The sequence below is a fragment of the Pseudomonas sp. NBRC 111127 genome (assembly GCF_001320345.1).
Classification (GTDB): Bacteria; Pseudomonadota; Gammaproteobacteria; order Pseudomonadales; family Pseudomonadaceae; genus Aquipseudomonas; species Aquipseudomonas juntendi.
The window spans coordinates 1-16,091 of record NZ_BCBD01000124.1 but is presented as its reverse complement, the minus strand read 5'-3'; the positions used below and the strand labels follow the sequence as shown (position 1 = coordinate 16,091).

The 16,091-nt window shown below is 62.5% G+C and carries 12 protein-coding genes and 1 pseudogene; 7 read left to right on the top strand and 6 right to left on the bottom strand.

All coding sequences use genetic code 11. The features are described 5' to 3' along the window. Positions 1-642, top strand: a 642-nt coding sequence (locus APH30_RS19935) for a spore coat U domain-containing protein (RefSeq protein ID WP_054913541.1), incomplete at its 5' end; no start/stop codon positions are given. 20 nt (positions 643-662) lie between these two features. Here APH30_RS19935 and APH30_RS19930 read toward each other — a convergent pair. The 4 genes from APH30_RS19930 to APH30_RS19915 form a co-directional block, all read right to left on the bottom strand. Further along, on the bottom strand, positions 663-1,811 hold the full coding sequence (locus APH30_RS19930) for a M14-type cytosolic carboxypeptidase (RefSeq protein ID WP_054913540.1): 1,149 nt from the start codon (positions 1,809-1,811) through the stop codon (positions 663-665). Between the two features lie 95 nt (positions 1,812-1,906). Next, complete coding sequence (gene dkgB / locus APH30_RS19925) at positions 1,907-2,710, bottom strand: 2,5-didehydrogluconate reductase DkgB (RefSeq protein WP_054913539.1); 804 nt, start codon at positions 2,708-2,710, stop codon at positions 1,907-1,909. Positions 2,711-2,971: 261 nt separating this feature from the next. Beyond that, positions 2,972-3,466, bottom strand: a complete 495-nt coding sequence (locus APH30_RS19920) for a DUF934 domain-containing protein (RefSeq protein ID WP_029886967.1) — start codon at positions 3,464-3,466, stop codon at positions 2,972-2,974. Beyond that, positions 3,450-5,102, bottom strand: coding sequence for a nitrite/sulfite reductase (locus APH30_RS19915; RefSeq protein ID WP_054913538.1), 1,653 nt, complete (start codon positions 5,100-5,102; stop codon positions 3,450-3,452). Before APH30_RS19915 ends, APH30_RS19920 begins: the two co-directional genes overlap by 17 nt. Positions 5,103-5,316: 214 nt before the next feature. On the opposite strand from APH30_RS19915, the gene APH30_RS19910 reads away from it, so the two are divergent. Continuing rightward, positions 5,317-6,393: an ABC transporter substrate-binding protein gene (locus APH30_RS19910; protein ID WP_054913537.1), complete on the top strand. Its 1,077-nt coding sequence runs from the start codon at positions 5,317-5,319 to the stop codon at positions 6,391-6,393. Between the two features lie 276 nt (positions 6,394-6,669). Here APH30_RS19910 and APH30_RS19905 read toward each other — a convergent pair whose 3' ends face one another. Next, complete coding sequence (locus APH30_RS19905; RefSeq protein WP_054913536.1) at positions 6,670-6,888, bottom strand: DUF2970 domain-containing protein; 219 nt, start codon at positions 6,886-6,888, stop codon at positions 6,670-6,672. 160 nt (positions 6,889-7,048) lie between these two features. Then, positions 7,049-10,756, bottom strand: a complete 3,708-nt coding sequence (metH, locus tag APH30_RS19900; protein ID WP_009685909.1) for a methionine synthase — start codon at positions 10,754-10,756, stop codon at positions 7,049-7,051. Positions 10,757-10,936: 180 nt separating this feature from the next. Here metH and APH30_RS19895 point away from each other — a divergent pair, with 180 nt between their 5' ends. From APH30_RS19895 to APH30_RS19875, 5 genes and pseudogenes are all read left to right on the top strand, one after another. Beyond that, positions 10,937-13,237, top strand: coding sequence for a fatty acid cis/trans isomerase (locus APH30_RS19895; protein WP_054913542.1), 2,301 nt, complete (start codon positions 10,937-10,939; stop codon positions 13,235-13,237). Positions 13,238-13,350: 113 nt separating this feature from the next. Further along, positions 13,351-14,385: an acyltransferase gene (locus APH30_RS19890; protein WP_054913535.1), complete on the top strand. Its 1,035-nt coding sequence runs from the start codon at positions 13,351-13,353 to the stop codon at positions 14,383-14,385. A 58-nt stretch (positions 14,386-14,443) separates the two neighbouring features. Beyond that, on the top strand, positions 14,444-15,028 hold the full coding sequence (nfuA, locus tag APH30_RS19885) for a Fe-S biogenesis protein NfuA (RefSeq protein ID WP_054913534.1): 585 nt from the start codon (positions 14,444-14,446) through the stop codon (positions 15,026-15,028). Positions 15,029-15,329: 301 nt separating this feature from the next. Beyond that, entirely contained in the window at positions 15,330-15,938 is a 609-nt protein-coding gene (locus tag APH30_RS19880; protein ID WP_009685906.1) for an SCO family protein, read from the top strand. Continuing rightward, a pseudogene (locus APH30_RS19875) lies at positions 15,939-16,091 on the top strand (copper chaperone PCu(A)C); the annotation flags it as partial. It abuts the gene before it with no gap.

Below are 16,091 nucleotides of genomic sequence, written 5' to 3'. Positions count from 1 at the left end.
TATGACTTCGCCCGTACCGGCATTCTCGACCTGTTGGGTTTGCTCGGCGGCACCACCCCCAAATCGGTGCCGCTGTACATGCGCACCCAGGTGGGCAGCAATGTCGCCGCTGGCCTGTACCAGGAAACCCTGACCATTGCCTGGAGCTGGGACTACTGTTCGGGCATTGGCTTGCTCGGCGCCTGCCTTGGGCGCGACATCGGTTCAGGCAGCAAGACCCTGACCGTGAGCCTGACAGTGACCAACGATTGCCAGATCACCACGCCCAACATCAACTTCGGCAGTGCCCCGGTGGTGGCAGGGTTCGCCACGGTCAGCCAGAGCCTGAGTGTTTCGTGCACCAAGGGCAGCAACTACACGGTTGGCCTGGACGACGGGCAGAACGTGGCCAATGGCAGGCGGCGCATGAAATCTACCACCAGCAATTACCTGGCATATGACATTTTCAAGGGTGCCGGTACGGTGCGGTGGGGCGCGGTTGGTGCGGCACGCCGCGCGAGCACTGATGCGGATGTGAACCCCGGTGCCGGTACCGGCACCGGCAGCCAGGTGTTCAACTACAACGCCAAGGTCTACACCGACCAGGCCACGCCGCCCGCGGCCAGCTATGCCGACAGTGTGATCCTGGATGTGCAGTTTTGAAGGCGTGCGCCAGCCGCGGGTCAGCGCAAGTCGCCAAGCATGCCTGCCAGCGTCTCCAGCACGGCGCCGGCCAGTGCCTTGGAGCGCGCGCCCGACCAGCCGGTGGCGGCGTTGGGCGCATCATCATGGTCCTTGAATGGCATTTCCAGGGTCAGCGACAGGCAGTCGTACGCCATGCCCACCGCATTGCAGGCCAGGGTGGTGTTCGCCTGGCCAGGCTCGTCGCGGGTGTAGCCATGTACCGTCTGGAAGTCGGGGGTAAGGCTGCACAGGGTGCTGCGGAACTGCGCCTCAAGCTTTGCCAGCCGGGGTGTGTAGCCTGGGTTGCCCTCGCACGCCGCCGTGAATACATGGGGGATTTCTTCATCACCGTGCACGTCGATGAAGGCGTCCACACCATATTGCTTCATCTGCGCCTGGGCGAAGAACACTTCCGGGGTGAGTTCGACACTGGCGTCCTGCCAGGCACGGTTGAGGTCCTTGCCTTTGAAGTTGGTGCGCAGATGGCCAAGGAAGGCGCCGTCGGGGTTCATGTTGGGGATCAGGTACAGATCGGCTTTGCCCAGCAGTTGCTGGATCACCGTGTCGTTAGCCTGCAGGCGGTCTATCACGCCCTCCATGAACCATTCGGCCATGTGCTCGCCGGGGTGTTGCTGGGCGATCAGCCATAGCTTGCGCTTGCCCTCGGCACCATCACCCGCCCGTAGCAGGGGAATGTCCCGGCCTTGCACGCTGCGGCCGCAGGCCAGCAATTCGACACCGGGCAGTTGCCGGGCCCGCTCGATCAACTGGTTGTGGCGAGCGCGTGGGTATGGTTCGAAGTAGGCGAACCAGACCTGCGGCTGCTCAGCCTTGAGCTCGAACGAAAGCGCGCTGCCATCGAACTGGCTGGGTACCCGGAACCAGCGTTGCTGGTCGTAACTGGCAACGGCGTTGTAGCCGCTCCAGGCATGCTTGTACGAAGCGCCCGAGGCGTTGTCGAGGCTGAAGCGGTGGACCTGGCCCGGCGTCAGCCCGCTGACCCTGAAGTGGAACCACTGGTAATGGTCGCTGTGGGTGTCCGGGCGGATGGCCAGGCGCACCTGCGCCGGGTTGCTGGCATCCAGTACCTGGATATTGCCAGAATCGAAATCGCAGTCGATGTGCAGGGGGGACAGCGTTACACTCATGGGCCGGGCTCCTTTGTGGGCATTGTTGTAGGCGTACTGTACACGGCTTGGCCGTGCAAAGTGGCGCTCGGTCCCGTGCCCACCTGCAGAGTGTCTCAGTCCCAATCAGGGGCAAGGCCTGGCGGGCTGACTTCACGGCCATTGCGTTCCAGCGTGGCGATGCGTGCCATGTCCTGGTCATCCAGCTTCAGGCTACGGGCCAACAGGTTGCTGGCCAGGTTCTCGCGCTTGGTCGACGAGGGGATCACCGCGTAGCCCAGTTGCAGGGCCCAGGCCAGGGCAACCTGAGCCACGGTGGCCTTGTGCTTGGTGGCGATCTCGGTCAGCACCGGGTCCTTCAGCACCTTGCCGTAGGCCAAGGTCATGTAGGACGTGACAGTGATGCCTTGCGCCTCGAGGTAGGCAGCCAGCTTGCTGTTCTGCAAGTATGGGCTGAGCTCGATCTGGTTGGTGGCGATTTCGCCTTTGCCCACCACCTCGATGGCTTGCTCGGTCAACGCGATGTTGAAGTTCGACACCCCGATCTGGCGGGTCAGGCCCGCTTTCTTGACGTCGGCCATGGCGGCCATGTAGTCGGGCAGTTCAACGCCGTTGCCCGGGGCTGGCCAGTGGATCAGCAACAGGTCCACGTAGTCGGTGCGCAGTTTTTCCAGGCTTTCCTTCAAGCTGTCTTGCAGCTTGCCAGGGGCATAGTTGTCGACCCAGATCTTGGTGGTAATGAACAACTCACCGCGTGGTACACCGCTCTCGGCGATGGCCTGGCCGACCTCTGCTTCGTTCTTGTAGATCTGCGCGGTGTCGATGGCCCGGTAGCCCAGCTCAAGGGCGGCCTTGACCGAGTCGATGACCGTCTGGCCCGTAAGGCGAAAAGTACCGAGACCAAAAGATGGAATGCTCATGAGGTGGCTCCTGGTAGGTGAGGGAAGGGGCTGGAATTCAGCCAGGGGGTGCAGTCCCGTCCGTTGTTTGAGTGTGGAGCAGTGTGCAAGTTTGACGCGGTTTGATTAAGGCGGGGTTCGACCAAGGACATTTGATCCCCAGGCAAAAAAGGGCGCAGGCGTGGGTGGGCTGGGAGGAAGCTGGGGCAGGGTTGAGCGGCACCGGCGGGTGCAAATGAAACGGCCCGCCATTGCGGCGGGCCGTGGTGTTGCAGGTGGCAATCAGCGGCGACGGAACAGCGGCAGCGGCTCGTCGGTAGCGGCCTGGTAGGTCACCGAGAAGTCCTTGAGGCCCTGCAATGCGTCTTCCGGGTCCTTGTCGGCACGGATGGCGAATGCATCGAAACCGCAACGGGCCATGTAGAACAACTGGTCGCGCAGCACGTCACCAATGGCACGCAGCTCGCCCTTGAAGCCGTAGCGGTCACGCAGCAGGCGCGCGTTGGAGTAGCTGCGCCCGTCGGTGAAGGCGGGGAAGTTCAAGGCGATGACCTGGAAGTACTGCACGTCTTCACCGATTTCTTCGGCTTCCTGGTCGCTGTCCAGCCACACGCCAAGGCCGCCGTCGCGGGCCTTGAGCACATGGGCATGGTCACGCCACATCTGCAGCGGAACGATGTAGTCGTCGCAGTTGGTCAGCTCGTCGAAAGCCGTTTCCTTGGGCAGCAGGTGCCAGGTTTCGTCGACGATCTGATTGTTCTTAATGATTCGCTGCATAGACGCGTTCCTTGAAGGGGTCGATACCGATACGCTGGTAGGTGTCGATGAAACGCTCTTCCTCGGTACGTTGCTCGACGTACACCGCGATCAGCTTTTCGATCACATCGGCCATGTCATCTTGGGCGAAGGACGGGCCGAGGATCTTGCCCAGGCTTGCGCCGCGTGCAGCGTTGCCGCCCAGCGACACCTGGTAGAACTCCTCACCTTTCTTGTCCACGCCGAGGATGCCGATGTGGCCCACGTGGTGGTGGCCGCAGGCGTTCATGCAGCCGGAAATGTTCAGGTCGATTTCGCCGATGTCGAACAGGTAGTCCAGGTCGTCGAAGCGGCGCTGGATGGACTCGGCAATCGGGATCGACTTGGCATTGGCCAGCGAGCAGTAATCACCGCCCGGGCAGCAGATGATGTCGGTCAGCAGACCGATGTTCGGGGTGGCGAAGCCGCTTTCGCGCAATTCCAGCCACAGCGCGTGCAGTTGGCGCTGCTCGACATCGGCCAGAATGATGTTCTGCTCGTGCGAGGTACGCAGGAAGCCGAAGCTATAGCGCTCGGCCAGGTCGGCCACGGCGTCCAGCTGCTTGTCGGTCAGGTCACCCGGGGCCACGCCGGTGGGTTTGAGCGACAGGGTAACGGCCACGTAACCCGGCCGCTTGTGAGCGCGGGTATTGCGCGAGCGCCAGCGGGCGAAGCCAGGGTACTCGGCGTCCTGGGCGGCGAAGTCGACGTTGTCCAGGGCCAGGTATTCGGGGTCGACGAAGTGGCGCGATACCCGCTGCACTTCGGCTTCGGTCAGGGTAGTGTTGCCGCCACGCAGGTGGACCATTTCGGCCTCGACCTTTTCGGCGAACACTTCCGGGGTCAGGGCCTTGACCAGGATCTTGATCCGCGCCTTGTACTTGTTGTCACGGCGACCGTAACGGTTGTACACGCGCAGGATGGCGTCGAGGTAGCTGATCAGGTCTTGCCATGGCAGGAATTCGTTGATGAACGAGCCCACCACCGGGGTACGCCCCAGGCCGCCCCCTACCAATACGCGGAAGCCCAGCTCACCGGCCGCATTGCGCACCGGTTCCAGGCCGATATCGTGCACTTCGATGGCGGCACGGTCTTCCTGCGAGCCATTGATGGCGATCTTGAACTTGCGCGGCAGGAAGGCGAATTCCGGGTGGAAGGTGGTCCACTGGCGCACGATTTCGCACCATGGCCGCGGGTCGATGACCTCGTCTGCAGCAACCCCGGCGAACTGGTCGGTGGTGGTGTTGCGCAGGCAGTTGCCGCTGGTCTGGATCGCGTGCATCTGCACTTTGGCCAGCTCGGCAAGGATGTCCGGAACATCTTCCAGCGCCGGCCAGTTGTACTGCACGTTCTGCCGGGTGGAAATGTGGGCGTAGCCCTTGTCGTAGTCGCGGGCGATCTTGGCCAGGGTGCGAACCTGGGTGGCGTTCAGCTGGCCGTACGGCACGGCGACACGCAGCATCGGCGCGAAACGTTGGATGTATAGGCCGTTCTGCAGGCGCAGAGGGCGGAATTCTTCTTCGCTCAGCTCACCGGCCAGGTAGCGGCGGGTCTGATCACGGAACTGCTTGACGCGGTCCTCGATGATCCGCTGATCGTACTCGTCGTATACGTACATAAAAGTCCTGTCTCAGGCATGCAGCTATTCGCGCGCACGGCCGCGCACTCCGGTACGGAGCCGGGGAACGATAGCAGGTTGCGTTTATGCGCTAAAGTGATGTTTTTGCATATGAAAAGAACCAAATGGACTATGTGAGACTGACTGCCATTTGTGCCCAGTATACCGGCGCGGCGGGTATAATCCGCGGTTTGCGTCACAGGGATGCCAGCCCATGTTGAAGGCGTTGTGCCAAAGCATTTGTCTTGCCTTGCCGCTGGCGGCGAGCGCACAACCGGCTTCAGTGGTGTTCCTCAACCCGGGGCTGTCCAACGAGACGTTCTGGAGCAGCTACAGCCGGTTCATGCAGGCCGCCGCCCAGGAGCTGGGCATGACCCTGCGCGTGCAATACACCGAGCGCAACCCCGACCAGGCGTTGACCCAGGCCAGGGCGATACTCACCGCGCCGCAGCGGCCCGATTACCTGGTGGTGGTCAACGAGCAATACGTGGCGCCGGAAATCCTGCGCCTGTCGCGCGGCACGGGGGTGAAGCTGCTGCTGGTGAACAATGGCCTCACGGCCAGCCAGGAGCGCAGCATCCTGGCCCAGCCCGACAAGTTCGCCGCGCCACTGGGCACACTGACCAGCAATGACGAACAGGCGGGTTTCGAGATGTTGCATCAGATGGTCGCGCAATTGCCACGTGGCCATGGCCCGGTAGAGTTGCTGGCGTTTGTCGGCGTCAAGACCACGCCGGCCTCGCAACTGCGCGAGCAGGGTATGCGCAGGGCGCTGGCCGATTTCCCCCAGGTGCGCTTGCGCCAGGTGGTGTATGGCGGCTGGAGCCGACAGCGGGCCTACGAGCAGGCACAGCTGCTGCTGCAGCGTTACCCGAACATCGGCCTGGTGTGGTCGGCCAATGACGAAATGGCCTTCGGCGCCATGCAAGCTTTCCAGGAAGCCGGCCATACGCCGGGGCGTGACGTGCTGTTCGGTGCTGTGAACAGTTCGCCCGAGGCGCTGCGTGCGCGCATCGACGGCCGCTTGAGCGTGCTGTTGGGTGGGCATTTCACCCTCGGCGGCTGGGCCATGGTGATGCTGCACGATGATGCCCAGGGGCTGGCGCTGAACCGTGATGGCTTGCGTGTACACACGGCGCCGGTCATGCAGGTGATTGACCAGGCCAAGGCCAGGCGTTGGCTGAAATTGCTGGAGCGGGACGACTATGGCGTGGATTTTCAGCGTTACAGCGCCGAAGGGCGGCCTGCCAGTTACCAATACCCGTTTTTGACGTCGCCGGTCGAATATTGAAAGACCCTGCTTGAGAGAAGGGCATTGCTCGTCTTAACTGCTGGTTGTGAAGTGCATTCCCATAACCACTACAAGAGGCAATGCAATGGGAAATTCTACCAAGGTCCGCAAAGCTGACAGCAGTGTCGATGCCTGGGCGATCCTCTGCCTGATCGTGCTGGTGGTCGTCACCGCCGTGTACTGGGTCAGCCACCAGTGACTTGAACCTTCCGACCGTGATGCAGCTACGGCGCCTGCGGCAGCCATTGCGCAGGCGTTGTGCTTTGTGCGGGGGGCTTAACGCGCGGCAAGGTGCAGCGCCAGTTGCACCAGGCCAATCAGCACGGCAATGAACACCAGGGTGAACAGCGTGCCCATGACGATGAAATGGCTTGCCTTGCCATGGGTGAAGTCGCGGGCGCGGTTCTTGCCGCTTTGCACGCCGAAGGCGGCGGCGAGGATGCTGTGCAGCATCTGCCAGAAGGTCGGCGGTTTGCCTTGGCTGGAATCGTCCATGGTGGCTCCTGAATAATCAGAGGCAATCAAGGACAGTGTAGGTGGGGTTTGCCGCTACCGTGCAACCCGTTCGCGACCCGAGCCCGCACCTGCCGAAGCAACCGGGCCCGGGCAGCCGCAACCGGGTGTCGCGAAGGGCCGCAAGGCGGCCCCGGCAGACTCAGCTGTCGTAACCCAGGTTAGGGGCCAGCCAGCGCTCGCTGACGCTGACATCCTGGCCTTTACGCGCGCTGTAACACTCGATCTGGTCCTTGTCGACCTTGCCCACGGCAAAGTACTGCGCCTGCGGGTGGGCGAAGTACCAGCCACTGACCGCTGCGGCCGGGAACATCGCGAAGTGCTCGGTGAGGAACACGCCGCTTGGCCCGGTTTCGCCAATGGCCGTGCCATCGAGCAGGCGGAACAGGGTCTCTTTTTCGGTATGGTCCGGGCAAGCCGGGTAGCCCGGTGCCGGGCGGATGCCGCGGTACTGCTCCTTGATCAGCGCTTCGTTGTCCAGTTGCTCGTCGCGGGCATAGCCCCAGTGTTCCTTGCGCACCTGTTCGTGCAGCCATTCGGCACAGGCTTCGGCCAGGCGGTCGGCCAGGGCCTTGACCATGATCGAGCTGTAGTCGTCGCCTTTGTCCTGATAGGCCTTGGCCACTTCCTCGGCACCAATGCCGGCCGTGGTGATGAAGCCCCCCACGTAATCGGTCACGCCGCTGCCTTTGGGCGCGACGAAGTCGGCCAGCGACCAGTTGGCCTTGCCGTCCGGCTTGATGGTCTGCTGGCGCAGGTGGTGCAGGGTGGCCAGGGTCTGGCCATCTGCACCGTAGACTTCGATATCGTCATCGGCGACCTGGTTGGCCGGCCAGAAGCCGAACACCGCCCGGGCACTGATCAGCTTTTCGTCGATCAGCTTGTCGAGCATTTCGCGGGCATCGTTGTACAGCGCCGTGGCCGCTTCGCCGACCACCTCGTCGGTGAGGATGCGCGGGAACTTGCCGGCCAGGTCCCAGGAAATGAAGAACGGTGTCCAGTCGATGTATTCGGCCAAGGTGCGCAGATCGATGTCTTCCAGCACCTTCACGCCGGTGAAGGAGGGTACCGCTGGCTGGTAGCCGGCCCAATCGTATTGCGGCTTGGCGGCGATGGCCTGGGCGTAGCTCAGGCGCTCGGTACGGGCACTGCGGTTGGCGGTGCGTTCGCGTACTTCCACGTACTCCTGGCGGGTCCGCTCGATGAAACCTGGCTTGAGCTCCCTGGACAGCAACTGGGTAGCCACGCCAACCGCGCGCGAGGCGTCGGTGACGTAGACCACGGCATCGTTGCTGTACTTCGGTTCGATCTTGACGGCGGTATGCGCCTTGGACGTCGTGGCGCCCCCGATCATCAGCGGCAGCGTGAAGCCCTGGCGCTGCATTTCGCGGGCAACGTGGACCATCTCGTCCAGCGACGGCGTGATCAGGCCGGAGAGGCCGATGATGTCGCACTTTTCGTCGCGAGCGGTTTGCAGAATTTTCTCGGCCGGCACCATCACGCCAAGGTCGACGATATCGTAACCGTTGCAGCCCAGCACCACGCCAACGATGTTCTTGCCGATGTCGTGCACGTCGCCTTTCACCGTGGCCATCAGGATCTTGCCTTTGGCTTCGGGCTTGTCACCTTTCTCGGCCTCGATGAAGGGGATCAGGTGCGCCACTGCCTGCTTCATCACCCGGGCCGACTTGACCACCTGGGGCAGGAACATCTTGCCCGCGCCGAACAGGTCCCCGACCACGTTCATGCCGTTCATCAGCGGGCCTTCGATCACTTCGATCGGGCGTGCGCACTGCTGGCGGCAGGCTTCGGTGTCCTCGACGATGAATGCGGTAATGCCCTTGACCAGCGCGTGCTCCAGGCGTTTTTCCACTGGCAGCGAGCGCCACTCTTCGTTTTCCACCTCTTTGGTGGCGCCGCCGCCGCGGTAGTCTTCGGCGATTGCCAGCAGGGCGTCGGTACCGTGCGGGGTGCGGTTGAGCACCACGTCCTCGACCTTTTCGCGCAGCGCAGCGGGAATTTCGTCGTAGATTTCCAGCTGGCCGGCGTTGACGATACCCATGGTCAGGCCGTTCTGGATCGCGTGGTAGAGGAACACCGAGTGGATCGCCTCACGCACCGGGTTGTTGCCACGGAACGAGAACGACACGTTGGACACACCGCCCGAGCTCAGCGCATGCGGCAGGTGATCGCGAATGTAGGCACAGGCCTCGATGAAATCGACGGCGTAGTTGTTGTGCTCTTCGATACCGGTGGCGACGGCGAAGATGTTCGGGTCGAAGATGATGTCTTCCGGCGGGAAGCCCACTTCGTTGACCAGGATGTCGTAACTGCGCTGGCAGATTTCCTTCTTGCGCGCAGCCGTGTCGGCCTGGCCCACTTCGTCGAAAGCCATGACCACCACGGCGGCGCCGTAGCGTTTGCACAGGCGGGCATGGTGCTTGAACTGCTCCACGCCTTCTTTCATGGAAATGGAGTTGACGATGCCCTTGCCCTGGATGCACTTCAGGCCCGCCTCGATCACTTCCCACTTCGACGAGTCGATCATGATCGGCACGCGCGAGATGTCCGGTTCGCCAGCGATCAGGTTGAGGAAGCGGACCATGGCGGCCTGGGAGTCGAGCATCCCTTCGTCCATGTTGATGTCGATCACCTGGGCGCCGGCTTCGACCTGCTGCAGGGCGACTTCCAGGGCTTCGGTGTAGTTCTCTTCACGGATAAGCCGGGCGAACTTGGCGGAGCCGGTGATGTTGGTACGCTCGCCAACGTTCACGAACAGCGACTGGCGGTCGATGGTGAACGGCTCCAGGCCCGACAGGCGGCAGGCCTTGGCGATTTCCGGAATTTCGCGCGGTGGGTATTTGGCGACCGCTTCGGCAATCGCCTGGATGTGGCCTGGGGTGGTACCGCAGCAACCGCCGATGATGTTGAGGAACCCGCTGGCGGCGAATTCCTCGACCACCGCGGCCATTTCGGCAGGGCTTTCGTCGTATTCACCGAAGGCGTTGGGCAGGCCGGCGTTGGGGTGTGCCGAGACATGGGTGTCGGCCTTGGTCGACAGTTCTTCCAGGTACGGGCGCAGGTCCTTGGCGCCCAGGGCGCAGTTCAGGCCCACGGAAATCGGCTTGGCGTGGCGTACCGAGTTCCAGAACGCTTCGGTGGTCTGGCCCGACAGGGTGCGCCCGGAGGCATCGGTAATGGTGCCGGAGATCATGATCGGCAGTTCGATGCTGTCTTCCTCGAACACCTGTTGCACGGCGAAGATCGCCGCCTTGGCGTTGAGGGTGTCGAAGATGGTCTCGATCAGGATCAGGTCGGCGCCGCCTTCGATCAGGCCACGGGTGGCCTCCACATAGTTGACCACCAGCTCGTCGAAGGTGACGTTGCGGTAGCCAGGGTCGTTGACGTCCGGTGAAATCGAACAGGTGCGGCTGGTAGGGCCGAGCACGCCAGCAACGAAGCGCGGCTTGTCGGGGGTTTCCAGCGTCTTGGCATCGGCCACCTGGCGGGCAATGCGCGCGCCTTCGACGTTCAGCTCGTATACCAGCGATTCCATGCCGTAGTCGGCCTGGGAAATTTGCGTGGCGTTGAAGGTGTTGGTTTCGAGAATATCCGCGCCCGCATCCAGGTAGGCTTTCTCGATGGCAGCGATCACGTCTGGGCGGCTGAGCAGCAACAAATCGTTGTTACCCTTGACATCGCTTGGCCAATCGGCGAAACGCGTGCCACGATAGTCGTGTTCCTCGAGCCGGTAGCTTTGGATCATAGTGCCCATGCCGCCGTCGAGGATCAGGATGCGCTCTTTGAGGGCGTTCTGGAGTGCTTGGAGACGAGCGCTGCGGTCGGACATAGGAACTACCTGGTCGGGCGAATATCAGAAGGGGCCGAATCATAACAAAGCTGCGCGGTTTTTAGGTGCATCGCCCATTTCCATGAATTCTGCTCATGTTGGCCTAGCCGGTGAAAACCGGTGGCCAAGGACGACCAGGCAACAAATCGTGATGGCTTCAAGAACCAGGACTTTCCGCACATGGTGCAACGTATCCTTGCCGGCGCTTTCGCCCTGCTCCTCAGTGGCGCGGTGCTTGGGCAAGCTCCCCAGTCGAGCCCGGCCATATCCTACACCCGGGACATTCAACCCATTTTCACCGAGAAATGCGTGGCCTGCCACGCCTGCAACGATGCCGCCTGCCAACTGAAGCTGGAAAGCCCCGAAGGCGCAGTACGCGGGGCCAGCAAGGTTCCGGTGTACCAGGGCGAGCGCAGCCAGGCAGTGCCCACCACGCGGCTGTTCTACGACGCCCACAGCGAGAGTGAGTGGCGCAAGAAAGGCTTCTACTCGGTGCTCGACAACCAGGGCAGCCAAGCCGCGCTGATGGCGCGCATGCTCGAACTGGGGCACAAGACGCCACTCACGCCCAATGCCAAGGTGCCTGACGAGATCGTCCTGGGCCTGAACCGCAACAACATGTGCCCCTTGCCCCATGAGTTCGATGCCTACGCCGGCGCCCATCCCAGGGAAGGCATGCCGCTGGCCGTGACCGGGTTGACGGACCAGGAATACGACACCATGCGCCGTTGGCTGGCCGCCGGCGCGCCGGTCGAATACCAGCCGATCCAACCCAGCGCTGCCGAAGCCCGGCAAATCGCCGAATGGGAGGAGCTGCTCAACCGCCCAGGCTCCACCGAAGCGCTGGTTGGCCGCTGGCTGTACGAGCACCTGTTCCTGGCGCACATCTATTTTACAGGGGGCGAGCAGGGCCACTTCTTCCAGTGGGTGCGCTCGCGCACGCCAAGCGGCCAGCCGGCTGACATCATCGCCACGCGGCGGCCCAACGACCCCCCAGGTACCGACTTCTACTACCGGTTGATCCCGGTGCAGGGCGTGATCGTGCACAAGACGCACATCACCTACCCAATGGGGCCGCAAAAGCTCAAGCGGGTGAAGCAGCTGTTCTATGCCGGTGACTGGCATGCCAGCGCGCTGCCCGGCTATGGCCCACGCCACCGCGCCAACCCGTTCGAAACCTTCGAGGCCATCCCGGCGGTGGCGCGCTACCAGTTCATGCTGGATAACGCCGAGTACTTCGTGCGCACCTTCATCCGCGGGCCTGTCTGCCGGGGGCAGATCGCCACCGACGTGATTCGCGACAACTTCTGGGCGTTGTTCCAGGAGCCCGCGCACGACCGCTACATCACCGATGCGCACTACCGCGGCGAAGCCACGCCGTTGCTGGCCATGCCAGGCCAGAACGACGACGTGGGCAGTGTGCTGAGCCTGTGGCACGCGTACCGCGACAAGCGCAACGCGTATGAAAAGCTGCGCCGGGAAGCCTATGCCGAGATGCCGGCCCCTGGCTGGGCGACGCTGTGGGCGGGTAACGACAATGCCCTGCTGAGCATTTTCCGTCATTTCGACAGCGCCTCGGTCACCAAGGGCCTGGTCGGCGATGTGCCCCTTACCGTCTGGCTGTTCGACTACCCGCTGCTCGAACGCACCTATTACCAGCTGGCAGTCAATTTCGATGTGTATGGCAACGTGTCCCACCAGTTGCAGACGCGCCTGTACTTCGACCTGATTCGCAACGGTGCCGAGGTCAATTTCCTGCGCCTGATGCCGGCAGACCAGCGCAAGGCGATTCTTGGCGACTGGTACCAGAACAGCGGCAAGGTCAAGATGTGGCTGGACTACGAGGACATCGACAGTGACACGCCGAGCGGTATCAAGCTTGACCCGCGCAACCCCACGCGCGACTTCGGCCTCAAGCTGTTGCAGCGCACCGGTAGCCTGAATGCCGCGCCCGACCCGATCAACCGCTGCCAGGGCGCCTTCTGCTCGCGGCCGCAAATGAGCGAAGAGTTCCGCAATGCCGAGCAGTCGCTCAGCCGCCTGGTCTCGCGCCCGGCGGCCGGGCTGAAGGTGATCAACCAGTTGCCCGAGGCGACGATGTTGCGCATCGAAGGGCAGGGCGGCCAGCGCCAGGTGTACAGCCTGCTACGCAACCGCGCGCACAGCAACGTGGCCTTCCTGCTTGGCGAGGCCTATCGCTACCAGCCTGGCCTGGACACCCTGACCCTGTACCCCGGTGTGCTCAGCAGTTACCCCAACTTCATGTTCAACATCCCGACCAAGGATGTGCCGGAATTCGTCGAGGACATGGAGTACGCGAAGGACGATGCGGCGAAGTTCGAACGCATTGTCATGCGCTGGGGCGTGCGCCGCAGCCACCCCGAGTTCTGGCGCTACTTCCATGACCTGAACAGCTACATCAAGGAAACCGAGCCGCTCGAGGCCGGGGTGCTGGACATGAACCGCTACGAAAACCTCTGATCGGTTTGGCTGACCTTTCCGATACACCTGCGGTCGGAAAGGGTTAGGTGGCCTGTATCGGTGCTCACGCAGCCGATACGGGCCTCAATGCACCGAAAAGCGCAGGTTATTTCATGTTGTATTCGCTTCAGGCATTGCGGGCGTTCGCCGCTTGGGTGGTGGTCTGCCACCATTTCATGCAGATCTTCTTCGACTTCCATGCCACCGGCACCGTCGGCAAATTGCTCACTGACCGGGGCGCTGTGGGCGTGGACATCTTCTTCGTGATCAGTGGGCTGGTTATCTACCTGTCGACCTGCGACAAGCCGGTCGAGCCGCGCCAGTTTCTGCTCAACCGGGTGCTGCGCATCGTTCCCGCCTACTGGTTCTATACGGCCCTGATGGCCTTGCTGTTGCTGGCGTTCAGCCAATGGATGCCGCACCAGGTGTTCAGTTGGCATCACCTGCTGCTGTCGCTGCTGTTCATCCCGGCGGAGAACCCCGGCGGTTACGGCCTGTATCCCACCTTGAACGTGGGCTGGACGCTGAACTTCGAAATGTTCTTCTACCTGCTGTTCGGCCTGGCTTTTCTTGTGCGCAAACGTCACCACCTGCTGCTGGTGGCTGGCGCCTTGCTGCTGGTCAGCGAGGTGCTGGGGCGGTTTGGCTTGCTCAGCCGCTTTTACAACAACGACATCATCTATGAGTTCTTGCTCGGCATCGGCCTTGGGGTCTTTTACCGCCATGGGCTGATCCGCCAGAGCCGCGTTCTGGCGTTGCTGCTGCTGGGGGCGGCAGGCCTGGCCATCTATCACCTCGATGCATCGCAGCGCTTGCTGCATTGGGGCGTGCCGAGCGCAATGATCGTGCTGGCCTTCATCGCCCTGGAACCGATGTTCAAAGGCAACCGGCTGCTCAAGGCGCTGGGCGACTGCTCGTATTCCGTGTACCTGATCCATGTGCTGGTGCTGTATGCCGGCTGGTTCGCCAGCCAGCGCCTGCAACTCAACCCTTACTGGGTCTTCGCGGTGTGCGTGCCGTCCATTGGACTAATGTCGTGGTTCAGCTATTGCTGGCTGGAACGTGGCCTGTACCGGCGCATGCAGGCGTGGCTGGCGGGGCCGCGAGGGGGCGAGCCGGCCTATGCGCTTTCCCGAGTCAAATACTAGGACTTTGTTCGATGCGCCGGTTGGCGTACACTTGGCGGCAAGTCTGTGAGGAACCTACATGAGCGCTATAACCATTACCGACGCCGCCCATGACTACCTGGCCGATCTGCTCTCCAAGCAGAACACGCCTGGCATCGGCATTCGTATTTTCATCACCCAGCCGGGCACCCAGTACGCCGAAACCTGCATCGCCTACTGCAAGCCGGGCGAAGAGAAGCCTGACGACACCGCCGTTGGCCTCAAGAACTTTACCGCTTACCTGGATGCGGTCAGCGTGCCGTTCCTGGAAGATGCCCTGGTCGATTACGCCACCGACCGCATGGGTGGCCAGCTGACCATCAAGGCGCCGAACGCCAAGGTGCCGATGGTCAATGAAGACAGCCCGATCAACGAGCGCATCAACTACTACCTGCAGACCGAGATCAACCCTGGTCTGGCCAGCCATGGCGGCCAGGTCAGCCTGGTAGATGTAGTGGACGACGGCATTGCTGTGCTGCAGTTTGGCGGTGGTTGCCAAGGGTGCGGCCAGGCTGACGTAACTTTGAAAGAAGGCATCGAGCGCACCCTGCTCGAGCGTATCCCGGAGCTGAAGGGCGTGCGTGACGTGACTGACCACAGCCAGAAAGAAAACGCCTACTACTAAGCCTTCCGGCGGCTGCGGGGCTGCAGCCGCACCGTTGCCTTGGCGCATGCTTGCTCGGGCTGCGTTGCAGCCCGATCGCGACACGAGGCCGCGCCTGAACAGGCCGCTAAAGTCTGCACACTTAGCAATAAAGTGTTACGTTTTCAAGCCCTGCGACAACAGGCCGCAGCCCGTATTTCAAGGGCTGCAGGCCTTACCTGCCCAGGTCGGGTAGAACCCCTCTGGGTGTCATGCCAGAATGCCCCGGTTTTTCGACCGGCCCGTCCCGAGGGCCGGCACCTTCCCTGTAAAGGATGGTTTCATGAATGATCTATATAGCCGGCGGGCAGTCGTCGCCGGCATGGGCGTTCTCGGGCTCGGCCTGCTGGCGGGCTGCAGCCCGGCGCGGGGGCTCGAGTTCAAGTACGGCAAGAACATGAGCAACGAGATCCTCGGGCGCAAGTTCAGCCTCAAGGACCCGCAAGGCAACGTGCGTACCCTGTCGAGCTTCTACGGCAGCATGCCCATGATTTTCTTCGGCTTCACCCAGTGCCCGGCGATCTGCCCGACCACGCTGGCGCGTGCGGCGCAGATCCGCAAGACCCTGCGCGGCCGCGACCGCGACCTGTTCCAAGTGGTGTTCATCACCCTGGACCCGGAGCGTGACACCCCCGAGGTGCTCGATGCCTACGTCAAGGCCTTTGACCCCACGTTCATCGCACTGACCGGCACCCCCGAAGAAATTGCCGCAGTAGCCAAGGAATTCAAGGTGTTCTACGAGAAAGTCCCGGCCGGGGACACCTACACCATTTCTCATTCGTCCACCAGCTACGTCTACGATACACGTGGCACCCTGCGCCTGAGCCTGGGCCATTCCCTGACAGCCAAGGAATGCGCCGAAGACCTGGTCACCCTGATGGAGATCTGCTGAATGTTGATGCAACCGATCAAACGCGGCTTGGCTGCCCTGGCCCTTGCCGGGCTGGCACTGCCGGCCCTGGCCCAGACCACCGTGAGTGAAGCCTGGGTGCGTGCCAGCGTGCCGCACCAGCAGTCCACCGGCGCATTCATGACCCTGACCGCC

Excerpts from the sequence above, each read along its gene's own strand:
- APH30_RS19930 (WP_054913540.1), bottom strand. The coding sequence starts at position 1,811 with ATGAGTGTAACGCTGTCCCCCCTGCACATCGACTGCGATTTCGATTCT.
- dkgB (WP_054913539.1), bottom strand. The coding sequence starts at position 2,710 with ATGAGCATTCCATCTTTTGGTCTCGGTACTTTTCGCCTTACGGGCCAG.
- APH30_RS19920 (WP_029886967.1), bottom strand. The coding sequence starts at position 3,466 with ATGCAGCGAATCATTAAGAACAATCAGATCGTCGACGAAACCTGGCAC.
- APH30_RS19915 (WP_054913538.1), bottom strand. The coding sequence starts at position 5,102 with ATGTACGTATACGACGAGTACGATCAGCGGATCATCGAGGACCGCGTC.
- APH30_RS19910 (WP_054913537.1), top strand. The coding sequence starts at position 5,317 with ATGTTGAAGGCGTTGTGCCAAAGCATTTGTCTTGCCTTGCCGCTGGCG.
- APH30_RS19905 (WP_054913536.1), bottom strand. The coding sequence starts at position 6,888 with ATGGACGATTCCAGCCAAGGCAAACCGCCGACCTTCTGGCAGATGCTG.
- metH (WP_009685909.1), bottom strand. The coding sequence starts at position 10,756 with ATGTCCGACCGCAGCGCTCGTCTCCAAGCACTCCAGAACGCCCTCAAA.
- APH30_RS19895 (WP_054913542.1), top strand. The coding sequence starts at position 10,937 with ATGGTGCAACGTATCCTTGCCGGCGCTTTCGCCCTGCTCCTCAGTGGC.
- APH30_RS19890 (WP_054913535.1), top strand. The coding sequence starts at position 13,351 with ATGTTGTATTCGCTTCAGGCATTGCGGGCGTTCGCCGCTTGGGTGGTG.
- nfuA (WP_054913534.1), top strand. The coding sequence starts at position 14,444 with ATGAGCGCTATAACCATTACCGACGCCGCCCATGACTACCTGGCCGAT.
- APH30_RS19880 (WP_009685906.1), top strand. The coding sequence starts at position 15,330 with ATGAATGATCTATATAGCCGGCGGGCAGTCGTCGCCGGCATGGGCGTT.